Below are 24,882 nucleotides of genomic sequence, written 5' to 3'. Positions count from 1 at the left end.
TCAATATTCTTTATATTATAATGTTTCCTGTATTACTAAAATGTGTATATAGAAGGGTGCAGACTAATGAAAAAAGCTAAACTAATTTTATTCTTATGCTTTATGGCAGTTCTAACTGCTTGTGGTAACACTAACAGCTCAACTGAGCCGGCAAAAAAAGAAGAAACCAGTAAAGAGGCTTCAAAAGAATCAGCACAAAAAGAGAATAAACCAACGTCAGGACGCTTATCAAAGATTGGGGAGTGGAAGAAAGATAAAAATGGTTCTACACTGACTTTGAAAAAGATAAACGACAAACAAAAAGAAATAGATTTAAGTCCTATTAAGATGAAAATACAAGATGTTAAAGTTTTTGAATACAGTAATTTAGGTGAAGACGATAAAGAGCTTCTTTCTGATAATCAATATGAAAAAGATAAATATCATAGAATACAAATTACTTATACGACTGAAAACACTTCTGATAAAGATGTTTTGTTTTCTGGTGTTGATGTTATTACCACTAATACAAAAAAACAAATCCAAGTCAATACGGCTAATTTGTATACGGATAAAGGTGTTGGTTCTTTTTATGGTAAAGTCGAAAATGAAGGTATGGTTGTAGTTCCTTTACTGGTAGATGATGTTTCGGATTTGAGTTCAATCACACTTCACTTAAGTGATGTATATCTAAATGACGAACCTGAATTATTGCATGATGGGGCAAAAGTTAAATTCGATTTTTAAATTCTGCACCCCCCTTTTGACATTAATAATGAAATTCTGATGCATTTACGCGCACTCAAAAAAACTAAAAAGGATGTCTCCTTACATGACCCCATCGGTCAAGATAAAGAAGGCAACGAAATTTCTTTAATTGATGTCTTAAAATCAGAAAGTGAAGATGTGATCGATACCATTCAGCTCAACATGGAGCTTGAAAAAGTAAAGGAGTATATCGACATTCTCGACGGCCGAGAAAAAGAAGTCATCGTCGGCCGGTTCGGTCTTGATTTAAAGAAAGAAAAAACGCAGCGGGAAATAGCAAAGGAGCTCGGGATTTCGCGAAGCTATGTATCCCGTATTGAGAAGCGGGCGCTGATGAAGATGTTTCATGAGTTTTACCGGGCGGAGAAGGAGAAACGGAAGCGAGAGAAGGGGAAATAATATCAAAGAAGCCGGTCTAAATTCCGGCTTCTTTTCATTCCACTAAGCACTCAACATAATAAAACCATATCATTGGTTATGGAGCTTATTTCCATTACACTCCTTATATTCATTTGCCATCGTTTCTATACGTTTATGTGAATTATGGTTAAAAATGGTAAGTTAAAACAAGGATCGTTCCTTACTTTTTCATCTTATTGATTAAGAATTTTAATCTCTAGTCTATATATAGTGTTTTTTATAAACATATAGTAATTACCATGTCGTGGCATGTCTGTTAAAGTAACCACCTGTCTTAAATCCCACTTTTTTATAGGAAAAATTGGATAGCTAGTTCTCCATGTTTTATAATTACTGATACAGAACTCCGGCTTGCAGAAGTTTTTCTATCCTTTCAAAATCCTTTACATAAATGATCTCAACTTTTTGACTGCTTTCTTCATATTCCCCTTAAAAATTAATAATCACTTTCCCTTTTGGTCGTCCATTTGCGACTAGTTCTAGCGCTTCATTTACGTTGTCTATAGTAAATAGTATTGGATGAATTGCTGGAACAATGTTGTTTTCTTCAATGATTTTGGTAATCTCTTTAAGTTGTGCGCCGTCAGAACGAACGAAAATAAAATGATATTCCACGTTTTGTTTCTTAGCTTTGCGGTCATAATTTGCGCCTGCAAGGGAAAATAACATTCGTTTCCACAATGGGGAATTTAGGTATTTCCCGAAACGTCTATTTGGTCCTGTACGGAGAGAGAGCAATCTTCCGCCCGGTTTGATGATACTCAATTCACTGTCAAATTCTTTAGGTCCCAGTGTATCAATCACGTAATCCACATTCGACAACAAGTCAACATAGTTTTCTATTGCATAATCCAAATATTGGTCTGCACCCATTTCCAAAGTGCGTTCGCGCGCTTCTGAGTTGCCACTAACAATGACATTTAGGCCCATATCCTTTGCTATTGGTACAGCCATTTGACCAAAGCTGCCTGATCCACCTGGAATGAAGACAGATTTACCTGACTGTGCCTCAAGTTCTTCATGTAGACCTTGATACGCTGTGAGTCCAGCCAGTGGTACAGCAGCGGCTTCCACGTAAGACAAATTTTTTGGCATGGGTGCAATTGCGGCAGCATCAATTGCGGCATATTCCGCAAAAGCACCAATTTTTTTAAGGGGAAGACGTGTATAGATGGCATCTCCTACGTGAAATTCTGTCACATTTTTTCCGATTTTTTCGATAACTCCTGTCAATTCATTACCAAGCGTTAATGGGAATTCATAATCTTGAATCAGTTTCACGCTGCCTGTAATAATTAACATTTCGAGTGGATTGACTGCCGCAGCTTTGACCTTTACCAAGACTTCGTTTTCATCGATTTCTGGAATTGGAAGGTCATTGACTTTGGCATGGATATTTTTTGAATACTTGGTGATCTGAGCTGCTTTCATGAGTGTTTTCATTTTTTCATTAGCATCCTTCCTTGAGATTATTACAGCTGGTGTTCCCACACTCAATCAGTAGAACAGATGTTAGAGTTCATCAGCCCATAGCGTTCGAATGCAGTACACGTCAGCCAGTGTAGCGCAATTCATGCGTCAAGCATTTTTCAGTTGTATGCCATTTTTAAGCATTACTGTCCATTTTGCAGGTTCAATTTAAAAACTACTTTTCATTCCCTTTTTTTTGTTACAAAAATAGAGAGTCACTTCCCAGTTCCAAACTGTTTGTGGAACCTTGATATTTGCCATAAGTTATACTTATCTCTTGCGCTCTGCTACGTGTCATTGGTGCCATCGCTAAACGATTATGTTACCATATATATAAAAATTAGATTTAAAGGCTTTCTAGTATTGGAAAGATCGGCTTTCTCAACTTAAATTCATAGTTTTCATCTACAACCCCCACCACTTCATCTTTGTCATAAACCTCCATCATAAAACCTGCCATTTGCTTAGCTGTGTGGTATATAGGGAGATTTGCTTTGTAATCAAACTCTTTTATATCATTTGCATGTTTTGCGAATTCTGTTTCCGTCATTGCTGGTGCTAAAACTTTTGCCTTCATTTTCGCACCTTTCAGTTCAAGTTCTTTTGCAAGCCCTTCGGTGAAGGCACTAACATAATATTTAGAAGCAGAATAAGCAACACTGCCAACAGCAATTACATATCCAAGTGCTGAGGATACGTTAATTAATTGAGTCCCCTCTACATCAGCATATTCTCTTACAAATAGTGTAGAAAGGATTGTCAAGGATTCTATGTTCACGCGTAACATGGTTTCTACTTTATCTAAATTCTGATCTATGACAGAAGAGGTTTCACCAAGACCAGCATTATTAATCCAAGTCTCAATTTGATACTCCTTTAAACTGTTATACAGTGTATATGCCTGATCTTTGACAGATAGGTCACTTGTCCGAATAATAACATCTAAACCAGGATTTAGATTCTGAATGGTTGATTTAAGTTCTTCTAATTTATCTAATCTTCTAGCTGCAATAATTAAGTTTTTGCCACGAGCAGCAAATGCTAATGCTGTCTCATATCCGATACCTGAGCTTGCTCCTGTAATAACTGTGTACTTCATATTATTCTCTCCTTAAAAATATTTCTCATAGTTCTTGACCATGTTTCAGTAGATCAAATAAGAAGGTTTCCGTCTTTATAAAAATCTCTGTAACTTTTTTAGTAAACGATTTATTCCAATACGAGATCTTGGCTAGATGGCAGATCATAATCAACTGCCACTCCCCCCTGGTCACCCTCAATTAGGTCAATGCCCTGTTCTTTGCTGTGTGGAACTGACCATACGGGTCACCATTTTGCGCGGCATCAGTCGTGGAAGGAATGCCATGAACCGGTTTCGAGCCCCTGGCATTATGAACGTCTTGCCGCGTAAGAAGCCTCGGTACCCTTCCTCAGCCACCTGCCCGGCCTCCATGATAGCACCACTCTGGAACAACTTCGATTCCCCAATACCCGAACGTTCAACAAAGCCGGTTGACGTCAGTCCCGGACATAGTGCCGTCACAGTCACCCCTGTACCGCTCAGTTCGTTCTCCAAAGCCTCAGTGAACGACAGCACGTACGCCTTCGTTGCGTAGTAAACCGACATCATAGGTCCCGGGAAGAAAGCCACCAACGAAGCCACATTCATCACGCCTCCTTGGCCCCGTTTGACCATATCCGGCAAGAACAGTTTCGTCATAACAGTCAGAGCCTTGATATTGACGTCAATCATATTCGTCTCTTGTTCTAACTGCGTCTCCAAGAACGTCCCGTACAAACCGAAGCCGGCATTATTGACAAGATAGTCGACGACGATCCCCTTCTCCTTGAGCTCCGCAAAAATCTCTTTCGGCACACCGGGTGAAGCCACATCCTTTGCGATGACCGTCGCTTGACTGCCATATCTTTTCCGATATTCCTTTGCGAGCTCCAAAAGCTTACCCTCGCTACGCGCCACCAGCACCAAATTATATCCTCCCTTGGCGAAACGATCCGCCAACTCTTTGCCAATTCCACCCGATACCCCGGTGATAAGAACAGTTTTTTTCATTTTACAGCACACCTCCATTTTTAGTTTAATTAAACCTTTAAAACGTTTTACTGCGTTTCTTACTGCGAGTTGTTACTATGGATGTAGGTTATCGGTAATTGTAATTTTTGTATAAAAGGATTTATACTTGCCGCATATACCTCAACTAAGACCTCGCCATTATTTATTTTGGGCTTAGGGAAGTCTAAAAAAATTTGGTTTTTCACCGTAGTTTTCAATCGTTAAAACTTTCATGACAATCCTTCACATTTTTAATTAACGCACATGTATCTATTTATAAAGAATCTAAGAAAAAAAGATATGAATATCCCTAGATGGGATATTCATAATTAATTAAATTATTTTAAGAAAGGATAATCTGTATAGCCTTCTTTTCCTCCTGCATAGAGCGTGTTTTTATCAGGTTCGTTTAGAGGAGCACCTGAATGAATCCGTTCTACAAAGTCTGGATTAGCTAGTACCCAAGTGCCTACTGTGACAACATCTGCAAGATTATTATCTACATCAGACGAAAGTTGATCTAGAGGACGACCTGGACGGTTAACAAGAAGTGCTTGGTCCCAAAGTTGACGAACATCTTTTAGGAATTGCTCGTTTCCAAAGTGCATTAAATGCAGATAAGCAAGGTTAAGCTTATTTAATTCACTTATTAAATAGCGATACATCTCAAGGCTATTCTCCCCCTCATCAATGCCTTGCAGTGTTCCTTGAGGAGAAAAACGAATGCCTGTTCTTTCTGCTCCTATTTCATCAACAACTGCTTTAGCTACTTCAATTGCGAATCGAGAACGCCCCTCAATCGTACGACCGTATGCACCTTGACGATGATTGGAGTTTTCACTAAGGAATTGTTGGATCAGATAACCATTCGCTCCGTGAATTTCAACTCCGTCTGCACCAGCTTCAATTGCTGAACGTGCTGCTAAACGAAACTCATTGATAACATCTTTTATCTCAAGCTCACTCAGTTCTCTTGGTGTTGGAATTTCTTTCATTCCTTCTGCCGTGAAAATTTCTATACCAGGTGCAATAGCTGACGGTGCAACTGCTTGGCGGTGGTGAGGTGTGTTATCAGGATGTGATACTCGTCCCACATGCATAAGTTGAATAAAAATATGACCGCCTTCACTATGAACTTTAGAAGTGACTTTTTCCCATCCTCTAATATGATTTTCTGTATAAATACCAGGTGTATTAGTATAACCTTGCCCATCATCCGAAGGTTGGGTTCCTTCACTTATAATTAAACCGACTGAAGCACGCTGACCATAGTACTCTGCTACTAATTCGCTCGGCGTACCATCTGGTAAAGCTCTATTTCTAGTCATCGGAGCCATGCCTATGCGGTTTTTTAAGTCAATGTTTCCGATACGAACTTTTTCAAATAATCTGCTCATATGAATACTCCTTTTTAATAAGAATTAGAATCAAGAAATAAATTTACGTGTTCTGCAAATAGTTCTGGAAATTGAAACAGATGCCCGTGACCAGAATCAGGATATATAATCAACTGTGCTTTGGGTAATTTCTCTGTTAAGATATAGCTGTTTTTAGTCGGTACCATCACATCATTAACACCATTAGTGACAAGTACAGGGTGTTTGATGTTTTGTAACCATTCATAATCATGATTAGATTTTTGTTTAGCCCATTTTGCAATAGCTTGTAATTGTGCCTCTTTTACTTGTTCCGAACTATTTACTTTTTTCTGATTAAAAATTCTTTGTAGTGAAGCTATTCCTGCTGATTTACTTGTTTCGGTTTGTTCGTAGAAAAAGAACATAAAATCATTTATTCCATCTTCTTCCGTTCCGCCGTGACGATTCATTCTTTCAAGAATTTCTGGATTTGGATTAATACCAGATTCAGGTGAAGTACCTGCCATAATAATTTTTCTTACTAAATCTCCTTCTTGTAAAGCTAACTCTTGTGCAACCATGCCACCAATGGAAAAACCAAGAATGTCAACTTGTTCTAATCCAAGAGCTCTTATAAATGTTGCTGTATCTTTTGCCATATCAGTAATTGTAGTAGGTGTTAGTCCATCGGTCTCACCAACCCCTTTATTGTCAAATAAGATTACTGGGCGTTTATTTGCAATAGGTTCAAGCATGTCTGGATCCCAGTTTTCCATCGTTCCTCTAAAGTGAACAAGAAATACTACTGGTATACCATCTTTTGTACCAAATCTCCTATATGCGTAACGAGTTCCTTCTACTTCAATAAATTCTGATTCTGTTGGTATTTTAAAATTTCTCATTTTTGTGTTCCTCCTTAGAAATTAAAAAACGATTTATAACTATGCATTATGATGGTGTGTTTCATGCTTATTTTAGAATGAACATTCTAAAAAGGGTAAAAAAAGAAAGCTAGTCCAACACTGAAAGTGCTAGAGAAATGATGCCTTCTAATTCTTTTTTACTGTAATCAGTTTTTATTAGTACTCTTATACCTACCAAATTGTTGTGTAAGAAACGAGATATGTTATCAGAATCGATTTCTTTTGATAGCTCTCCATTAGTTTGACCCTGTTTTATAAGGTGATTAAACATATCTTCAGTACGATTAAACATTTTTGTAACGATGCGCCCAATTTCTTTGTCCAACAAAGATAATTCAATGGCTGCATTTACTGATAGACATCCTTTTGGGTATTGTTTAATGGAATTCAGTACGAAAATAAAAACATCACGTATCGCCTGTTTAATGGATGAAGTGCTGCTGATTATGCTTTCCATCTCATTAACGATGAGCTCTTCATAATGATGAAGGGAAGCTAAAAACAATGAACGCTTGTCGCCAAATGTGTCATATATACTCCTACGGTGTATCCCCATATGATCCACCAAATCTTGCATGGATGTTTTTTCATAGCCTTGTTCCCAAAATAACTCCATTGCTTTTCTTAATACTTCTTTTTCGTCAAACTCTTTACTTCTAGCCATTTTAATTCTCCTTAAAAAAATCCATGAACCAATACTAACAAAAACAAAAGTCATCATCCATTATAGAATGAACATTCTAAAATAAACACATGAATTACAAACCATGATTACATAATACCCTTTTTAGAACGATAAGTAAAGAATTATACTTCTGCGATGAACACCCATATGTCACCAAGTCTTGCATGAATGTTTTTTTCATAACCCTGTTCCCAGAAAAGCCCCATTGTTTTCTTAATGCTCTTTTTTATCAAATTTATTTCTAGACATAATCCCACCTTACAACGTATTACCTCTTAATTCTGAGAAAGGACTAAGAATCATTGATGCATTCACCCCTCCCTCATTCTAAAATAATAAAGAATGATCACTCTCGTTTGAGTAGCAAAACAGTTAGATCTAACGTGTTTCAAGCATAGCAAATTCAAGAACGATCGGTAAAGAATTTGGAATTCATCATATGTTTTATATGGTTAGCTTTCAATTAAACGTTTTAACTTAAGCTCAGTTTCAGTATTCTCAACTGGAGTATAGACGCTGCATCTTAAATCAGTATCTCCATGCACTTGTAAAGAAGTAAGATTAAACAACATTTTACCTACCTTAGCATGACGAAACTCAATTAATACTTCAGGAGCAGAGCTTATCTCATTTTCATTCCAAATTTTATGAAACTCAGGATATGCCTGTTCCATTTCTTGTATAAATTGCTCATACCAGTCATCAGCCACATACTGTCCATAATACGTTCTAAATATTGCGATATATCCTCTAACAAAATGCTCCCAATTCACTGCTAAACTTTTAAATTCCTTTCTTGCGAATAGTAAGCGTATGATATTCCTTTCTGCTGGGGTGATTTGTTCAAAATCCAAAAATACATTAGCTGCTGCTTGATTCCACCCAACAATCTGACTTCTTCTATCTGATATAATTGTTGGACAATAACGAAGTTCCTGCAAAATTTTCACTAAAGCTGGACTGATTTCTTTCTCCTTCTCATTTATAAAGGGTTGTTTCACTCCTTCCTCTAACGCTAGAGCATACAAATATCTCCTTTCATCGTTATTTAATTGTAATGCTCGAGAAATAGCATCTAATACCGAAGTAGACACTTTTATATCTCTACCTTGTTCTAACCATGTATACCATGTAAGACTTACACCGGCTAGTTGAGCCACTTCCTCTCTTCTTAGTCCTGGTGTTCTTCTGCGGGTTCCTACTGGTAAACCAACCATTTGAGGAGTAATTTTCGAACGTTGATTCTTTAGAAATTCTGATAAAGCTTGAAGTCTTGTTTCAGGTTTCATTAAAATCTCCTTTTTAAATAGTGCTAATTATACTAGGATAAACAACAACTTGTAATAGGATAACACAAAAGTTAAAGTTAATAAAAAATAGGGAGGGAATTATTATGAAAAGAGTTGTCATTACTGGAATGGGAATTATTTCGCCTCTAGGAAATGATGTAAATAGCTTTTGGAATCAACTAGTTAAAGGTCAATCGGGAATATCTCTAATTGATTCTTTTGATACTATTGATTATAAAACAAAGATAGCTGGAATGGTTCGTGATTTCGATGTAGATGGAATATTTGGGAGGAAAGAAGCCAAACGATTAGATCGATTTAGTCAGTTTGCTTTAGCAGCAGCCGAACAAGCATTAGAAAAATCACAATTACAGTTAGATAAGGTTGATCTTGAACGTTTAGGGGTATACGTTGGTTCAGGGATCGGAGGTATACAATCACTTGTTGATAATGTGAATGTATTAAATAAACGAGGTCCCGCAAGAGTAAGCCCTAGCCTTGTACCAATGATGATTTCAAATGCAGCTGCGGCTCAAATAAGTATTAGATTAGGGGCACAAGGCCCGTCATTATCACCAGTAACGGCCTGCTCAATCGGGAACACCTCTATTGGTGAAGCTTTCAATGCTATCCGAAATGATGAGGCAGATATTATATTTGCCGGTGGAGCAGAAGCTGCAATCACACAGTTATCTTTGGCTAGTTTTGGAAACGCCCATGCACTATCTACAAAAAACCAAGATCCAAGTCGAGCCAGCCGTCCGTTCGATACAGATAGAGATGGCTTTGTTATGAGTGAAGGCGCAGGTATTTTAGTATTAGAATCATTAGAAAACGCTATTCTTAGAGATGCGCCGATATTATGTGAAGTAGTGGGATACGGAGCTAGTTCAGATGCTCATCATATGGTAGCATCACACCCAGAAGGTAAGGGTGCCTACTTAGCAATGAAAAAAGCATTGAGAAGTGCAAATATATCAACAGGTGAAATTGATGTTATTAGTGCTCATGCAACAAGTACACAAATAGGTGATCGTTCAGAAATTCTAGCTATTAAGAAATTGTTTGGTGAACATTCCCGCAAAATTCCAACAACTGCAAACAAATCAATGACTGGTCACATGCTTGGTGCTGCTGGTGGAGTAGAAGCAATTGCTTTAGTGGAAAGTTTGAGACAAGGAATTATTCCTCCAACTATTAATGTAGAGAATTTAGATCCAGATTGCGACTTAGATGTTGTCTCAAAAACGCGAAATCTTCCAATGAAATATGGACTATCAAATTCTTTTGGCTTTGGCGGACATAATTCAGCAATCGTGTTAAAGAATTATGATTGAAGATCCACCTTTATAATTCAGAGGTGAAATAAATGCATCTACCAAGGGTTGATCACCCTTGGTTTCAATTTTAGACTTGAAATCTATCCGGCTCTGAGAGCGTACAAATAAAAAGCTCTATGAAGAGAGGACAATTTTGAGTGATACAGAAAGTATATTAAACGACTAATACTACTAACGATTTGAAATCTAATGAATGAATGGTGAATATATTGAACCACCACTTAGACGGTTTAAAGAAAATGATGACTGATGAAATACCTGACTCTCCAGTTAGGCAAATCCCTGGTTTTAAAGTATGAAGCTGTAGAAGGTAGAATAGTTATTGAGTTGAAAGCTTCTAAAAGAACTTCATAATCCGATGGGTACGTTACACGGTGGAATATTGTGTGACATCGCTAATGCCGCTATGGGTCGGTCTGCTTTTGCCAACACTCAAAAGGAACAATGGCAGAAGCAAAGTCATATGTGTATTTAGAGCTTTTCTTGCGGCAGGGGGAAATCCTACCATTCAATCAGCGGTTGTATACAGCCTCCTTCAATCTCAATAGAAAATTCGCCATTCCTTTGTTTCCAATAATCTTCGCGCTTTTGAAAGATAATATCTTTCATTATACTTCTCCCGGATTTTCCACTGGAGCTCCTGTGGGGCCATAATACAAAAACATAAAATCTCTCCTTCGGACCTATTCACCAACAACTTAATCAATTGTTCTATTTCCTTCAAATTTATAAAATGCATGTGTCTGTTGTTTTAATTTTAGCATGCTGAATAGCTTTGGGTTTAGCTTTTGAGCAGCTTCAGTGCTTACCCATTTTACTTCTTCAATATCATGATCCGGATCTAGAATGTTCATCTGCCCGCCGATGATTTCCGCAAAGAAGGTCACGATGAGTGCATGATGCATTTTATCGTGAAAGAATACTTCTCGAACCGAATGAAGTTCATTTACTTTGCAAACATACCCTGTCTCTTCTTTCACCTCACGGACCACGGCCTGCTGCAGGTGTTCACCTTTTTCTACAGTACCGCCTGGAAGTTCCCAATATCCCTTTACATTTTTGACCATTAACATATTTTCTTCCTCATCATAAATAATAGCTGATACTACGTCTACTCGTTTCAAAGAAATCCCCCCAACCATTCTCTGTTTACATCAATTGTCGAATAAATAGAACGAACTGTTCATTTCAATACATTCATTATACTGTATCCTTGATACAAGATAATGGATACAGAAACTAAATAGGAATTAGTCAGCAGATTGGAGGCCACAGCATGTGGATCATCATCATTTTACTTATTGTCCTCATTGGATTTACAGGGAATATCGTTTCTTTATTAAGACAAATGAAAGAGTCAAACGAGAAAATCATACAACTGTTAGAACATCAAAAACCGAAAAAATAAAAACCTCACCCTTTTAGAGAGAGGTTTTTAGAGTAAGCAATTATTCTTATCGTTTCTCATGAAGCAACATATATCTGATTCGACGAATATAATGCAGCGCAATATGACCGAGACATAAAATGAGCCCGATCATCGCAAGAATATAGATGGGCAGCATCAAACCAGGTACATAGTTGACGATAAAACCCAAACAAAACGCTGTCAGCATATATAGACTGATCAACCTCATCAATACCATCCGAAGCCCTCCCTTTCTACATTCACTTTAACATATTTTCCCTTTATTTTCATGATTGGCTTTTAAAAAAAGATGCGAATCCACTAAGATTCGCATGATCATTACGTATTCAATTCACCTTTCTTCGCGCGCGCTTCCTTCCACTGCTCAAGCTCTGAAACTGTTAATAATTGATATCCTTGTTTGGTCAATTCCTTGATAATCGTGACAGCTGCGTTTGCCGAGGTGTCATAGATGTCGTGCATTAAGACCGTTTCTCCGCTAGACGCATGTGTGAGAATGTAGTTGGCGACGTATTGGCTGTTGCGATATTTCCAGTCTTCGGGATCTACGTCCCAAAGCGTGACTTTCATGTTGACAGCTTCGTTGATCTGCCCATTTGTTCCACCATATGGCGGTCTAAAGTGAGTCGGTGTGAATCCGCCTGCTTTTTCAATAATTTGCTGCGTATCTTCTACTTGTTTGATAGCTTGTTTTAACGGCAGTCTTGTGAGTAAAGGATGGCTATAGGAATGATTTCCGATTTCATTCCCACCCTTTCTGATCTCACCCAGCATATCGGGGTAATATTGAACCCTGCTGCCTAATACAAAAAATGTCGCATGTCCTTTGTTTTCTTTTAAGGCTTTTAAGATTTTTGAGGTCGTGGATGGATTTGGTCCATCGTCAAATGTCAGAGCAATGGCTTTTTGATTTGGGTTGAATGTTGCCTGTTTTGGCAGTTTTACAAGCTTTCTTTTTGAGATCGGTTCTTTTTTCTCATTTTTGTTCTTTTCTTTATGAATGTATTCAGGCTTTAACATTCCTTTAAGCACTGTTTTTTTAATCGCCAGCACTTGAGGGCCTTTTTTGTCTGGTGCGATTTGCCCTGCTGGAAAGTAGAATTCTATAAAACGATCCTTGATGGCAAAATACTGATAATGCTCTGCCGCAGGAGATGTTCCTTGCTTGAGCAAATGCTCGTTTTCAGCAAGAGTGCGATCTTTCTTTAATTCCTCAAATGTCATTTGAGACAGTTTTTGCAGACTTTCTTTCTTTGATAAAAATAAATCATCTATTGATAAAAAATGCTGTTTCTTGAAATCAAAATTGAATATCTTCGTTTCATGTGCGCCTTTTACTCCGCCTTTCAATTCATATGTATTGAATTTGATCGCAGCAGTTTGTTTGGCATAATGAGTAATCTCGTAATCTATGTTTAATTCGTATCGATGATCTTCATCGACATCGCTTGCTTCACTAAATGATGTTTTGAATTTGTCGAGCGCTGTTTCTGCAAATCTTTTCATCTCTTGATCTAGCTTTTTTTGATGAAACACTGGATAGTTCACAGCATATCTCAAGTATCTCCCGTCATTCACGAGAGTGACAATTTCAACTTCTTTATAGCTCGAATCTGGTTCTACCTTCTTCTTCTCTGTCCCGCTTGCCTGCTGATTATGATAAAACGCAGCGATTCCGATGATGATTGCAAGTCCGCATAGGACGAGACTAATTTTCCATTTCATTGACACAATGATTCCCCTCTCGTGATGGCGTCATGTCTTGATGACGTGTGTTTGTAGGATAGACTTTGCGTGAACTCGATTTAGTTTTCAAAAAACACATTTGTCACATTTTCGTCACAATTAAGAGAGGTTGAAAAAAAGGGCTTGATCTCTCAGCCCTTTGATTATTTTTGCATATATAGTTGAAATAATTTCGTTTCTTCATCAATAGAACTCGCTCGATCAAAAGCCGCTCTAACCGTCTTCGTATTGTTCATGAGCTCATACAGCATTGTCAGGACAAAGATAAATGCCGCATCTCCATCAATGTAATCATCAGGCGCTGTATAGGACAAAGCACCTGCTTCTAAAAAGGCTTCTGCAAGTTTTTTCTCACCTAGTGTGCAGCCGGTTGATATGACGTGAACCCCTTTTAATGAAGCATACCGCTTGATTTCATCCGCTCCAAAAGTTACACCTCTAGGCTCCCCATCTTCGTATACATCTTCCCCTAACTCCGGCATGAGAAACGCTCCTTCTTCCCCATGAAAAGATAAAAGAAAGTAGTCCGTCTCCCTTCTATTTCTCCCAGATAACACATCAATCAGATCATTGGGTCTGCCTATCCAATGCATATCGACTTTTGCACCAAAGTTCTCAAATGCTGCACGCAGGGCAAAAGATTCTAGCTCACTATTTGGTCCTGTTGCTAATGTAATGCGCATGGTCTGTTGTTCCACTTGTATCTCCTCCAAACGATGATAAAAATAAACCCATTTTTTCTTCATCTGCATATGTATCCGTCCATTTTAGTGCACTGATCAATACATTTGCTCGATGTCCTGTCGTTCTCGTGCGAAGGAAAGAGCTTCCGTCATCAAGCCTTGCCTACTCCCTTTCCGCGGGCACCAGCCGTTACATACATCGCTGCTACATTCGCTCGGTGCTTTAATTTCTGTAAGGTTTCTTGGATGAGCGTGACCGTCCCCACAAGCTGCCCTTGATAAAAGGTGCCAAAGATCCACATAGATTGTGCCGAAGCAAAACGAGCCGCATATTTGTCTTTTGTATCTATTTGTTCTTCTTCATAGCTCATTGCAAAGCCCTCTGGATGTAATCGCAGTGCTTCTAGTCTTAATGCTGTATATTCTTCAGATCACCTGCGTTAACAATTGAATATTCAGACAACCACCTCCAACAGAATGATTGATACTTCCAATTTTATCTTGAAAGGAGGTTTTGATCAAAGGATATTGATCTCTTAGCACCAATCTCTTTTCCTATATGCAATTAGACTTGCTTATCCATCTGTGAAAACAAGGTATTTCCGATCATGTTTACTCGTTTTATCCTAGCAAAAACGATTCTTTTCTCACTTATCTTTTCACCTTTTTTATATTAATCTATAACTAATTCATGAAAAAAAAGAAAAAAAAGGATTGCTATGAATGAAAAGATATCATAAGATAGAATAGTAATAAAAATACAAAAAAGGGAGGAATTTGATATGACAGAAACAAGAAACGAAATCAAACTACATGTTCTTTTTGGTGCTTTAGCAGTAGGTTTCCTTATGCTAGCTCTTTTTTCCTTCTCGCTACAGATGCTGCCAGTTGCTGATCTAGCAAAAGAATTTGGTATTCCAGGCAGTGTTGCAGCTGTTGTTTTGAACGTTGTTGAAGCGGGCGGAGCTGTTACAACAATCGTCTCCATTTTAACTGCTGTAGGATCAGGTGGTCTTTCACTTATTGCAGCGGCTGGTAAAGAGACCATTCGTCAGTACCTTAAAGCCCAAATTAAGAAAAAAGGCCGTAAAGCCGTTATTGCTTGGTAATTCATTTTTATGACTCAATAGAAGGAGACTTTGTTCTCCTTCTATTTAAATTTTGATGCAGGTGAGAAGATGTTATATCCATTATTATCACTACTTCTATCAATTAGAATTCAACAACAATATTCAAATCTAGCTCAGTTTATAATACGTAAGGTTCCATTTTTCACATCGTTTTCTTCTAAACAGTACATATTATTTTCTTGTATCCTTGATACTTTATTCGGATGTATGATTGTAATCGTTATTTCTTCATTTCTTTACTCTCCGATCTATCAAATAGAATGGGAAAGTGCTTTTGTGATATTTTTGTTTCTTTTCTCTATCGTCAAAGGGATTGAATCTTATAGAAGAACTCATATTCTTCCTTTTGAAGAATTGATACAGCTTGCACCTGTTTCCTCAAGACACCTTTTCCAAACGCTTTTGTTTTCAGAACTGATCTGGTTGATGTTGACCAGTTTGAGTACTTATTTAATCTATTTTCTGTTTCAATATTCTATTGCTCCAACACATGATTGGATATTCTGGTTAAAGCATCTCAATGTCATGTTGACAGGTTTCTTCCTATTTATCGTCAGCAATAAGATATTTGGTGCTTACATCTATAATATTGTCGTGAAAAAAATCGGGATCATTCGTGTTCTTTTTTTCGCAAGCATCTCTTTACTTTTTTTCTTATTTGGAAGAGTCCTGATATTGAACATTATTTTCCCTTTTTATCACACCTTCCAACAACTTTTTCAGTCGATTTCATCGCTTGCAGAGGATTCGTTTTGGATTACACTTTCCAACAATTTGGTGGCTTTATATCAAAATGATCTTCAGCATATCCATCATGCTTTATTCTCAAAGGATTCTGTATTTCTACAATTTCAAGCGCTTTTCACTTCACCTGTCACATTTTTCGTGGTGATATTAGCAGCTATACTCGTCATGAAGAGTCCTGTACGCTGGATTCCAACTGGGAAAGATCATGATCAAAACTCAACACATTTTCGAGATTTATTTTATTGGTACTTTCAAGTACTTAATAAAATTCAAGGCTCGCTGTTTCAAAAGAATATGTTGATCCAAAAAGACCTCAAGGTGTTAAAAGAAAAAAGATGGCTGCTGTCTAAAGAGTTTTTTAATTATATGTTTATGTCATATGAAGCCTTCTTTTATATCGGGGTTATGACTAGTTTGATCTCCATTATTAATCATCCGGCTTTGCAGATTCAGCTGCTTTTTACATTAAATGTGATGATTTTAGCAAATCAAACGTATGAGATGAGAATGCTGACCCCTTCTATTTTTTCTTTAAGTGCTGAAAAAAAGAATATTTGGCTTTTTGAGCTTTCTCAAACATCTCTTATTCAGTTTTTCTTATCAAAAATCCAGTTATTTTATTGTTTATTTTCCATACCAGCTCTCTTTCTGCTATTCATTAATCTATCAATCATGGGTGTATATCAGCTTTTTGATATTCAGATGCTCATTCAATTTGTGGCATTAGGGATTGGTTTTTTCATTTTCCCTTTGATTCAGCTTTACTTGTTTCCATTTACAACGAAATTCAATTTTATTCATGAGCATGAAATAGGGACAACCAATGAGGAAATAGAAGTTATCGATAAAGGGCAGGCTTTTGCAAGAAACTTTCTTGTATTACCTTTTATGTACTACATGATCTTGACCTCTTTTCTACCTATTTTGCAGCAATCCTCAGGTCTCATAAACTTTCTGTTTGCTTTATATTTTGTGATCGTTTCATTGATCTGCTGGGTGTTATGCCGCAAGACCATCTATAAAGGGATTGAGTATGTTGAAAAAAATAAGATATTTTCTATCGGAGAATAGACTGATTTTACGCCTCGGCTACATTTATGCTGCTATCTTTATTGCAGCAGTGCTGATTGGTAGCCTTCTTCCTTATGATCAGATTCCTTATTTAAAAAAGGATGAAGAGATGTTTTTTCTATCTATTTTCTTAAACAATTTGCAAGTTGGGATGGCGATATTAGGGATCGGAGCTTTTACAGGCGGCATCATGGCTGCTGGCATTCTTTTTTACAACGGATACATTATTGGCAAACTAGTTCAGTATTTGATTGTCAATCAAGAAGTGCAGCAGATATTCACAGGATTACTGCCTCATGCTTTCGTAGAGATTCTTGGTTTCATCCTGTTTTCAATTGTCAGCTCTTTTCCTTTTATTTATCTTTATCGATTTATAAAAGGAGAAACAATTGATTTAAAAAAGTTGACTGTGACTGTGCTTCAATTGATTTTTGCAGCAATTGTTCTCTTATTCGCAGCATCTCTTTTAGAGGAATACGTTAGCCATGTACATCTACCATAGAAGAAAGGGGAATGTGGTTCCATGGAGCTACTTCTACGACCTAAGGAATTTTTCAATCAGAATCAATCGATTAAAACCATTGTAGGCCTTGTCTTACTATCATTATTTGTTTCGACTGTCTTTTTAACATTTTTTATTATTGATTTGTTAGTAGATGAACCGTTACCTGCTGGAAAACAAGTAGCCAGCATTGTTTTTATTTTTTTGCTGACGATCCCGCTTTATTTCATTTTGAATTTTCTCAGTACTGTTCTCACTTCAATTTATATGTATTTTTTTCATAAAGCTTTTATTTTACGCAAAATGTATCTTGTCATTTTGGTTTATAATGCATTTCTTTTATTAGTGAATAGTGCAGCGATCTATTGTGTGATGGTGTTACAATTAGACCACTATTTTATCTTGATCCAAGCAATTTCCTTCTTCATCAACTTATATCTTTTGCGCATCCTTTATGATGGCATCATTTACTATGCAGAAGGGTCGAAAAAGGCTGCCCTTGCGACAGTGATCTTGTATATGCTGGTGACCACTGTGTTTGTTATTGGAGGATTCATCAATGGCTAGTCTTCAAGTGTCTCAGCTATCTTTTCGCTATGAAACAACAGAAGAAAGCTCTCTCCTTCTCGATCAAGTTTCGTTTGATCTGAAAGGAAGTGATCGAGCTTGTATCATTGGAAAGAACGGCAGCGGTAAATCGACTCTTTTAAAGATCATCGCTGGTCTGCTTCCATCTGTATCAGAAACGATTTTACTCAACAAACAGCTTCACCCCAGGACCACTCAATATAAAAGTCTGGTGGCGTACATCCCTGATAAGCCTTTAGTCTATGATACGCTCACTGGTCTTGAGCACATGGAGCTTGTTCAGTCTTTATGGAAAATGAACAAGTCAGAAAAAGAGTTATACAAAGAGACCTTTCTAACGCTTTGTGATGCATTTGATTTAACGCATGCCCTAAAGATGCCAGTCAAACAGTATTCATTGGGCATGAGATATAAACTTTTCTTTAATTGTATGGTGGCAAGATCTCCAGAGCTGATCATTCTTGATGAGCCTTTTACCTCTCTTGATGAGGCCTCACAGATACAATCGATTTCTTTATTAAAAAAAGAATTCTCACATCGATGTGTTTTATTTACCAGCCATCAGCGCTACCTTTATTCAGAATTAGGAAATCGTTTCTTCCAGCTGGATCAAGGACAATTAAACGAAGTGGAACGTTAGACATACAAAAGGCATCCCATAAAAGGATGCCTCTCTTCTTTTTCTCGATCACATTACCACTTACAGCGTTTCACTGGACGGCAGCAAGGTTTTTTGATATCCCTGCCGCAATCGTATTCTTCCACAATGTACTCGTTATGAGTAGATTGAGTGACAGGGTAGTAGTTTTCAATTCTTTTGATGTTTTTATTGACGTTTGTGATATGCGTTGGATGAATTTTTCTGATGGTTTGTTCATTCGTTGTCGTGTTGACAATTTGACGTGTGGGGAAAACAACCGTTTCATCTCCTCCTTGGTTTCCTCTGCGAGGACCAAAGAAAAAGTCATCTAATCGATTTCGGCTCATCTCAACACCCCTTCAAGTTGTCTTTCACTTACACTCTATCGTATGTAAGAAGCGCATCTCGTGACTAGATGCTTGTCTATTTTTAAAAAAATCCACTATTTATCTCGTTTTCTCTTTCTTTACAAAAGGGCAATTTTAACATATTATACAATATGATATATTGTGGTAGAAGAAATTGTGGCCCATAACCTTCCCACTTATCAAATACGAGGTGAACGATATGATCAATACGACACAACCAATCGAACGAAACAAGCTAGACATTGCACTTGAACTGACTCAATTGCATTTGAATCGATATGAAACGAATCATCCTGATCAGTTGAGTGAGGTTTATGCGAAATATTATGCGCTGCTTGAAGTGCTGGATTTATCTTCTTATGATCAATTGATTGATTTATTGCCCGCTGAGCTAAAACAGACGCTTGAGTAAAAAACCCCTCTATCCACATGGGATAGAGGGGTTTCTTTATACTCGTGCTGCCATATCTGTTTCGATTTGTTCTAAGCTTCTTCCTTTTGTTTCAACTAGCACAAAACGGGTGAATAATAGTCCGATTAAGCAGATGACACCAAATGAGGAGAAAATGACACCAAAGCTGAACTTATCAGCTAAGATAGGGAAAACGAGTCCAACTGCTAACGATCCCGTCCAGTTAAAGGCAGATGAGATACCTGCTCCGATACCTCTGACAGAAAGCGGGAAAATTTCGCCGATGATGATCCACGTGATCGGTGCCCATGAGAAGGCGTAGCACAAGATAAAGCAGCAAAGTGAAATTAAGGTCACCCAGTTTAAAATCCCTTCACTAACGCCAAGTGCACCTAATGCAGCTGGTGCAAAGAAAGAAAGAGCCATGCCCGTTCCCCCTACGGTGAGAATCGTTCGGCGGTCGAATCGGTCGACAAATTGTAAAAAAATCACGGTGGTGACGACAAAAATGACACCGACAATCACTGTAAAACCTGCGGCAACTTGAGGTGCAAGCCCTACATTTCGAGCAATACTTGTTGCATAGTACACAATGGAGTTCGCCCCTTGAATTTGCTGAAGGGTCGCCATCCCAACCCCTATGAAAAGAGCCATTCTGAATTTCTTTTGGAACAATTCGCGAATACCAGAGCGTTCTTCTTTCGCGACTTCTAAAATTTCCTGCATCTCTGCTTCAATTTCTTCACGAGAAGAGCGTAGTGATCCTAATACTTCCCGTGCTTTATGCGCCATTCCGTGTTTAATTAAATATCTCGGAGATTCAGGGAGCCTCAGCATACCAATATAAAGCACGATAGCAAATAAAGCGGCACTACCGAGCATCCAGCGCCAGCTGTCTGGAATAGGTTCAAACACAAATGCAACAATATAGCTCAGCAATAGTCCGCTCACGATCATGAGCTGATTGAGCCCAGACAATTTCCCGCGAATTTTAGCAGGAGCAATTTCAGACATGTATGCCGGCACCAAAGATGAGGCTGTACCAACGGCTGTTCCTAAAAAGATACGTGCAATGGTTAATGAAATCTCTTCTGGTGCAATAGCTGATCCGATCGCTCCGACAAAAAAGATAACGGATGAGACCAAAATAAGCTTTCTGCGGCCAAATTTATCCCCTAAGAGACCGCTTAAAATGGAGCCAATGATGGCCCCGCCCATTAATGAAGAGACAACGATTCCAAGCCATAATGGGCTGAGCTGAAATTCTTGCTGAATATGTCCCTCTGCCCCTGCAATAATCCCAATATCATATCCGAATAAGATGCCTGCAAAGGACCCGAAAAAGAAGATAAATTTGCTTGACACTTTTTTCTCCAAGTGGATGACCCCCTCACTTAATTAACCGCTTTCATTTCTCCCGGTGCTTCTACTGTAAACAGTAGAAGACGTTTCACCCTTCTATAAAACCACATATTCTGCATGAACAAGCTTTGTAAAATGAACAATTTGATCAACCGTTAAATTGAGGGATACGACTGTATGATGACCCCCGCCTTGCTTAATCCATGCTTTGACTCCGTCCTGAAAATTCGGCTTGATTTTCCAGAGCACACGTGCAACCGGTAAATGAGGTGCTGCTTCCTCCGGCTCAAAGGCTTCGACTTCTTGTATGAGCCATTTGAAATGGGTTCCAAAGTCAGCAATGGAAACAACAACACCTTCGCCTGCTTTTCCATCAAACACAAGACGCGCTGGATCTTCCCTGTTTCCGATACCAAGTGGAGATACGACAATCACTGGTTTCGTATGGGCGAGCGCTGGATCTACTTCTAACATATGAGATTGCAGCACCGCTTCCTGTCCAGAGGTCATTTCATACGTGTAGTCCTCCATAAAACCAGTGGATTGATGATGACTCATCACCTTTAATAATCGGTCCAGTGCAGCAGTTTTCCAATCGCCTTCCCCAGCAAAGCCATATCCCTTTGCCATTAGCCGCTGTACCGCAAGTCCTGGCAGCTGTTTCATTCCATGTAAATCTTCAAAGTTTGTCGTAAAGGCATTGTAGCCGCCTTCATCTAAGAAGCGTTTGATGGCAATTTCATAACGCGCTTGCACCTTGACACTTTTTTCCCATTCTTCAACTGAATACGTTCCATAATCCACATCATATTGCGTTAAATACTCCGCAAATAATGCATCTACCTCTGCTTCTTCTACTGCATTTACATATTCGACGAGATCGCCTATTCCAAAGTAATCAACAGTCCACCCTAATTGAATCTGGGCTTCAATTTTATCGCCTTCTGTTACAGCCACGTGGCGCATGTTGTCACCAAACCTAGCTACTTTAATCTGAAAGCTCTCATGATAAGCAGCCGCCACGTCCATCCAATCAGCGATTTGCTGCTGCACATCCGGCTTAGACCAATGACCGGCGACAATTTGATTTTGTTTATTTAAGCGCGCATTGATATAGCCATATTCTCTATCTCCATGGGCAGATTGATGAAGATTCATATAGTCCATGTCGATCGTGTCCCACGGAATCTTCTCATAATACTGTGTGACAAGATGCAAAAGAGGCTTCTGCAAGAGATCGGTTCCGCGTATCCACATTTTTGCCGGTGAAAATGTATGCATCCATGTCATCACGCCGACAACCTCATCGCGATAATTGACTTCTTTCATGAGCTTTGTGATTTGATCCGCGCTGACAGCCAGCTCCTGCAAGATCACTGGGTAAGGAAGTAAACCGCTCTCATTTAAGGCATCCGTCATCTTTTGAGCATCTGCTTTTACTTTCTGCAGTGCTTCATCTCCATATAAATGCTGCGATCCAACAATAAACCAGCATTCTTTATGTTGACTTGTTAACATAGAAATCCCTCTTTTCTTTATCTTGAAGGTTTTTGTCCGTAATACGCATGTTCTCCGTGTTTTCTTAAGTAATGTTTATCTAAAATTCGTTGCGGGAGAGGCTCCGCGTATTCGTTTAATTGCTTTGCGAACAGATTCATTTTGGCGACTTCATCTAAAATCACACTGTTTGTGACCGCACTTTTTGCATCTTTTCCCCACGTGAATGGGCCGTGACCTTGAAGCAATACACCCGGCACCGCCATCACATCTAGGTTTCTTTCCTCAAACGTTTCGATGATCAGCCGGCCCGTTTCTACCTCATAACCGCGGTTGACTTCTTCTTCTGTCAGAAATCGAGCACACGGAACAGCGCCGTAAAATGTATCGGCATGTGTTGTGCCCATTGCCTGTAAATCAAGACCTGCCTGCGCCCAAACGGTTGCCCACATGGAATGGCTATGTGATATACCGCCAATTTCCTCAAAGTGTTTGTAAAGAACAGCATGTGTTGCTGTATCTGATGAAGGACTGAATTCCCCTTCCACTACTTCACCGTCAAAGTCGACCACAACCATGTCTTTTGCTGATAATTGGTCATACGCTATACCGCTCGGCTTAATAACAAATAGACCGCTGTCACGATCACACGCACTGACATTGCCCCATGTAAATTTCACAAGTCCGTATTTCGGCAAATCTAAATTTGCTTCAAATACTTCTTCTTTTAAGCGCTCTAGCATACGGTTGTCACTCCTTTCTTTGGCATCAGATGTGCTACTGCCGCTTCTTCAATCGCAAGGCCCTCTTGATAGCGCTTTAAAAATTCGTCAAAGCCTTTGACATCAAGCGGGTCGGGTTCCATGAGCTCTTCTGATGTATGGGCAAACACTTGATGCGTGAGAAATTCAGCCAATGTTTGCTTTTGATGATGGACCATATAGGAAGCAAGGACAGCCATCCCAAACGCACCGCCTTCTCCCGCAGTGGAAACGACTGATACAGGTGTATCAAGCGCTGCGGCCACCATTTTTTGACCAACGAGCGGGGTTTTAAATAACCCCCCATGCCCTAGTAAACGATCAATCACAACCTGTTCATGTTCTTTTAAACGATCCATCCCTATTTTCATTGCACCAAAAGCAGAAAAAAGATGGGTACGCATGAAATTAGCCAGATTAAAGCGGCTTTCAGCTGATCTGACAAAAAGAGGCCTTCCTTCTGGCAGTCTCGTAATATTTTCACCAGAATAATAGCCATAGCTTAAGAGTCCGCCGCCATCTCGATCTGCTTCTAACGCCTGCTGCAATAAGGCTTCGTATACCTTTTCTGACGCCACTTGCATACCCAATGCTTCAAATGCCTCTCTGAATATATTCATCCAAGCATTTAAGTCACTTGTACAGTTGTTCGCATGAACCATTGCGACTGGCAGTCCGTCTGGTGTTGTGACCATATCCACTTCTGGATACACACCCTTTAGCTCCTGCTCTAGCACAATCATGGCAAAAACAGATGTCCCAACTGAAATGTTCCCTGTCCGTTTTTCTACACTGTTTGTTGCCACCATTCCCGTTCCAGCGTCACCTTCCGGCGGGCAAAATGGAATGCCTGGCTTCAAGTGTTTGCCTTGATCTAAAATGGCTGCTCCTGCTGCCGTTAACACGCCAGCCTCCTCGCCTGCTAAATAAACACGCGGCAGAAGGTGACGCAGCTTCCACGGGTAGCCTTTTTCTACGATCAAGTCTTCAAATTGATGGAGCATTACTTCATTGTAATCCTTCGTTTGTTCATCAATTGGAAACATGCCTGACGCATCACCAATGCCAATGGCCTGCTTTCCGGTTAACAGCCAGTGAATGTACCCTGATAGGGTGGTCATATATTCTAAACGGGAAAGATGTTTTTCCTCCTCTAATATCGCTTGATACAGATGGGCAATGCTCCATCTTTCTGGAATATGAAATTGGAAGACATCCGTCAGTTTTTGACTTGCCTCAATGGTTGTTGCATTCCGCCATGTTCGGAATGGAACGAGGACCTCTCCTGTATGATCACATGCCACATAGCCATGCATCATAGCTGATACTCCAATTGAGCCAATGGTTTGAATGGTCACGCCATACCTTTGCTCGACTTGCTCTTTCATCTCCCGGTACGCCACTTGAAGACCTGTAATGATATCAATTAAGTTGTACGTCCAAATTCCTTCCTGGAGAGAACTTTCCCATTCAAATGTACCTTGAGCAATTGGCTGAAACGCTTCATCTATTAAAATGGCTTTAATTCGTGTTGAACCAAATTCAATCCCTAAAGATGTCCGTCCTTCTTTTAAGGCTTTGGTCGTCTCTTCATGATCCATTCTGCGTTCACCTCCATAGTTGATAGCGGTTTCAATTTTAAT

General features: G+C 39.0%; 26 protein-coding genes and 1 pseudogene. 10 read left to right on the top strand and 17 right to left on the bottom strand.

Translation table 11 applies throughout. From position 1 onward, the window contains the following. Positions 1-66: 66 nt before the first annotated feature. A complete protein-coding gene (locus C6347_RS15765; protein WP_073979761.1) occupies positions 67-726 on the top strand; it encodes a hypothetical protein in 660 nt (219 codons plus the stop codon). Positions 727-747: 21 nt separating this feature from the next. Further along, positions 748-1,146: pseudogene (locus C6347_RS15760) on the top strand (sigma-70 family RNA polymerase sigma factor); the annotation flags it as partial. Positions 1,147-1,596: 450 nt separating this feature from the next. Here C6347_RS15760 and C6347_RS15755 read toward each other — a convergent pair. The 7 genes from C6347_RS15755 to C6347_RS15725 form a co-directional block, all read right to left on the bottom strand. Then, positions 1,597-2,610, bottom strand: a complete 1,014-nt coding sequence (locus C6347_RS15755) for an NADP-dependent oxidoreductase (protein WP_106061271.1) — start codon at positions 2,608-2,610, stop codon at positions 1,597-1,599. A gap of 373 nt (positions 2,611-2,983) precedes the next feature. Next, positions 2,984-3,736, bottom strand: a complete 753-nt coding sequence (locus C6347_RS15750) for an SDR family NAD(P)-dependent oxidoreductase (RefSeq protein WP_060596636.1) — start codon at positions 3,734-3,736, stop codon at positions 2,984-2,986. Positions 3,737-3,922: 186 nt separating this feature from the next. Further along, complete coding sequence (locus C6347_RS15745; protein WP_106071799.1) at positions 3,923-4,708, bottom strand: SDR family NAD(P)-dependent oxidoreductase; 786 nt, start codon at positions 4,706-4,708, stop codon at positions 3,923-3,925. A gap of 338 nt (positions 4,709-5,046) precedes the next feature. Beyond that, complete coding sequence (locus C6347_RS15740; protein WP_060596634.1) at positions 5,047-6,105, bottom strand: alkene reductase; 1,059 nt, start codon at positions 6,103-6,105, stop codon at positions 5,047-5,049. A gap of 14 nt (positions 6,106-6,119) precedes the next feature. Next, the gene (locus tag C6347_RS15735) at positions 6,120-6,968 is read right to left on the bottom strand and encodes an alpha/beta fold hydrolase (protein WP_106039706.1); all 849 of its coding nucleotides are present in this window, start codon (positions 6,966-6,968) and stop codon (positions 6,120-6,122) included. Between the two features lie 109 nt (positions 6,969-7,077). Further along, the gene (locus C6347_RS15730; RefSeq protein WP_060596632.1) at positions 7,078-7,653 is read right to left on the bottom strand and encodes a TetR/AcrR family transcriptional regulator; all 576 of its coding nucleotides are present in this window, start codon (positions 7,651-7,653) and stop codon (positions 7,078-7,080) included. Between the two features lie 473 nt (positions 7,654-8,126). Further along, a complete protein-coding gene (locus C6347_RS15725; protein WP_034661397.1) occupies positions 8,127-8,963 on the bottom strand; it encodes a helix-turn-helix transcriptional regulator in 837 nt (278 codons plus the stop codon). A 104-nt stretch (positions 8,964-9,067) separates the two neighbouring features. Between C6347_RS15725 and fabF the strand changes: the two genes are divergently transcribed. Further along, a complete protein-coding gene (fabF, locus tag C6347_RS15720; RefSeq protein ID WP_003217365.1) occupies positions 9,068-10,300 on the top strand; it encodes a beta-ketoacyl-ACP synthase II in 1,233 nt (410 codons plus the stop codon). 701 nt (positions 10,301-11,001) lie between these two features. Here fabF and C6347_RS15715 read toward each other — a convergent pair. Next, positions 11,002-11,427, bottom strand: a complete 426-nt coding sequence (locus C6347_RS15715; protein WP_106036891.1) for an NUDIX hydrolase — start codon at positions 11,425-11,427, stop codon at positions 11,002-11,004. Between the two features lie 152 nt (positions 11,428-11,579). On the opposite strand from C6347_RS15715, the gene C6347_RS19505 reads away from it, so the two are divergent. After that, positions 11,580-11,711 carry a hypothetical protein gene (locus C6347_RS19505; RefSeq protein WP_003217310.1) on the top strand — a complete coding sequence of 44 codons (132 nt, stop codon included), beginning with the start codon at positions 11,580-11,582 and terminating at the stop codon, positions 11,709-11,711. Between the two features lie 46 nt (positions 11,712-11,757). On the opposite strand, the gene C6347_RS15710 is transcribed toward C6347_RS19505, so the two are convergent. The 4 genes from C6347_RS15710 to C6347_RS19500 all read right to left on the bottom strand — a co-directional run bounded on the left by C6347_RS15710 (position 11,758) and on the right by C6347_RS19500 (position 14,532). Further along, complete coding sequence (locus C6347_RS15710) at positions 11,758-11,949, bottom strand: hypothetical protein (RefSeq protein WP_060596631.1); 192 nt, start codon at positions 11,947-11,949, stop codon at positions 11,758-11,760. Between the two features lie 101 nt (positions 11,950-12,050). Beyond that, positions 12,051-13,463, bottom strand: a complete 1,413-nt coding sequence (locus C6347_RS15705; RefSeq protein WP_106071798.1) for a polysaccharide deacetylase family protein — start codon at positions 13,461-13,463, stop codon at positions 12,051-12,053. 158 nt (positions 13,464-13,621) lie between these two features. Further along, positions 13,622-14,176: a hypothetical protein gene (locus C6347_RS15700; RefSeq protein ID WP_034661402.1), complete on the bottom strand. Its 555-nt coding sequence runs from the start codon at positions 14,174-14,176 to the stop codon at positions 13,622-13,624. 137 nt (positions 14,177-14,313) lie between these two features. Further along, on the bottom strand, positions 14,314-14,532 hold the full coding sequence (locus C6347_RS19500; RefSeq protein ID WP_258182077.1) for a GNAT family N-acetyltransferase: 219 nt from the start codon (positions 14,530-14,532) through the stop codon (positions 14,314-14,316). Between the two features lie 411 nt (positions 14,533-14,943). Here C6347_RS19500 and C6347_RS15690 point away from each other — a divergent pair, with 411 nt between their 5' ends. The 5 genes from C6347_RS15690 to C6347_RS15670 all read left to right on the top strand — a co-directional run bounded on the left by C6347_RS15690 (position 14,944) and on the right by C6347_RS15670 (position 18,839). Continuing rightward, complete coding sequence (locus C6347_RS15690) at positions 14,944-15,270, top strand: uberolysin/carnocyclin family circular bacteriocin (RefSeq protein ID WP_034661404.1); 327 nt, start codon at positions 14,944-14,946, stop codon at positions 15,268-15,270. Positions 15,271-15,567: 297 nt separating this feature from the next. Beyond that, on the top strand, positions 15,568-17,109 hold the full coding sequence (locus tag C6347_RS15685; protein ID WP_258182076.1) for a hypothetical protein: 1,542 nt from the start codon (positions 15,568-15,570) through the stop codon (positions 17,107-17,109). After that, the gene (locus C6347_RS15680) at positions 17,072-17,611 is read left to right on the top strand and encodes a stage II sporulation protein M (RefSeq protein ID WP_223249893.1); all 540 of its coding nucleotides are present in this window, start codon (positions 17,072-17,074) and stop codon (positions 17,609-17,611) included. The genes C6347_RS15685 and C6347_RS15680 overlap by 38 nt, the downstream gene beginning before the upstream one ends. 21 nt (positions 17,612-17,632) lie before the next feature. Then, a complete protein-coding gene (locus tag C6347_RS15675) occupies positions 17,633-18,178 on the top strand; it encodes a hypothetical protein (protein WP_066030632.1) in 546 nt (181 codons plus the stop codon). Continuing rightward, positions 18,171-18,839: an ATP-binding cassette domain-containing protein gene (locus C6347_RS15670; protein ID WP_106071797.1), complete on the top strand. Its 669-nt coding sequence runs from the start codon at positions 18,171-18,173 to the stop codon at positions 18,837-18,839. The genes C6347_RS15675 and C6347_RS15670 overlap by 8 nt, the downstream gene beginning before the upstream one ends. Positions 18,840-18,892: 53 nt before the next feature. Here C6347_RS15670 and C6347_RS15665 read toward each other — a convergent pair whose 3' ends face one another. After that, positions 18,893-19,186, bottom strand: coding sequence for a spore coat protein (locus tag C6347_RS15665; RefSeq protein WP_034661411.1), 294 nt, complete (start codon positions 19,184-19,186; stop codon positions 18,893-18,895). Between the two features lie 220 nt (positions 19,187-19,406). On the opposite strand from C6347_RS15665, the gene C6347_RS15660 reads away from it, so the two are divergent. Beyond that, the gene (locus tag C6347_RS15660; RefSeq protein WP_060596628.1) at positions 19,407-19,619 is read left to right on the top strand and encodes a hypothetical protein; all 213 of its coding nucleotides are present in this window, start codon (positions 19,407-19,409) and stop codon (positions 19,617-19,619) included. Positions 19,620-19,655: 36 nt separating this feature from the next. Here the strand turns inward: C6347_RS15660 and C6347_RS15655 are convergent, their stop codons facing one another. From C6347_RS15655 to C6347_RS15640, 4 genes are all read right to left on the bottom strand, one after another. Continuing rightward, the gene (locus C6347_RS15655) at positions 19,656-20,996 is read right to left on the bottom strand and encodes a sugar porter family MFS transporter (RefSeq protein ID WP_066030630.1); all 1,341 of its coding nucleotides are present in this window, start codon (positions 20,994-20,996) and stop codon (positions 19,656-19,658) included. A gap of 81 nt (positions 20,997-21,077) precedes the next feature. After that, entirely contained in the window at positions 21,078-22,499 is a 1,422-nt protein-coding gene (araA, locus tag C6347_RS15650; RefSeq protein WP_034661420.1) for an L-arabinose isomerase, read from the bottom strand. Between the two features lie 17 nt (positions 22,500-22,516). Continuing rightward, complete coding sequence (locus C6347_RS15645) at positions 22,517-23,221, bottom strand: L-ribulose-5-phosphate 4-epimerase (protein WP_034661424.1); 705 nt, start codon at positions 23,219-23,221, stop codon at positions 22,517-22,519. Beyond that, positions 23,215-24,840: a xylulokinase gene (locus C6347_RS15640; protein WP_106071796.1), complete on the bottom strand. Its 1,626-nt coding sequence runs from the start codon at positions 24,838-24,840 to the stop codon at positions 23,215-23,217. Before C6347_RS15640 ends, C6347_RS15645 begins: the two co-directional genes overlap by 7 nt. Between the last annotated feature and the right edge of the window lie 42 nt (positions 24,841-24,882).

The sequence above is a fragment of the Bacillus sp. NMTD17 genome (genome assembly GCF_002998735.1).
GTDB lineage: Bacteria > Bacillota > Bacilli > Bacillales > Bacillaceae > Bacillus.
Note: the sequence above shows the minus strand (reverse complement) of the source record. Positions and strands in the feature narration are given on the sequence as shown.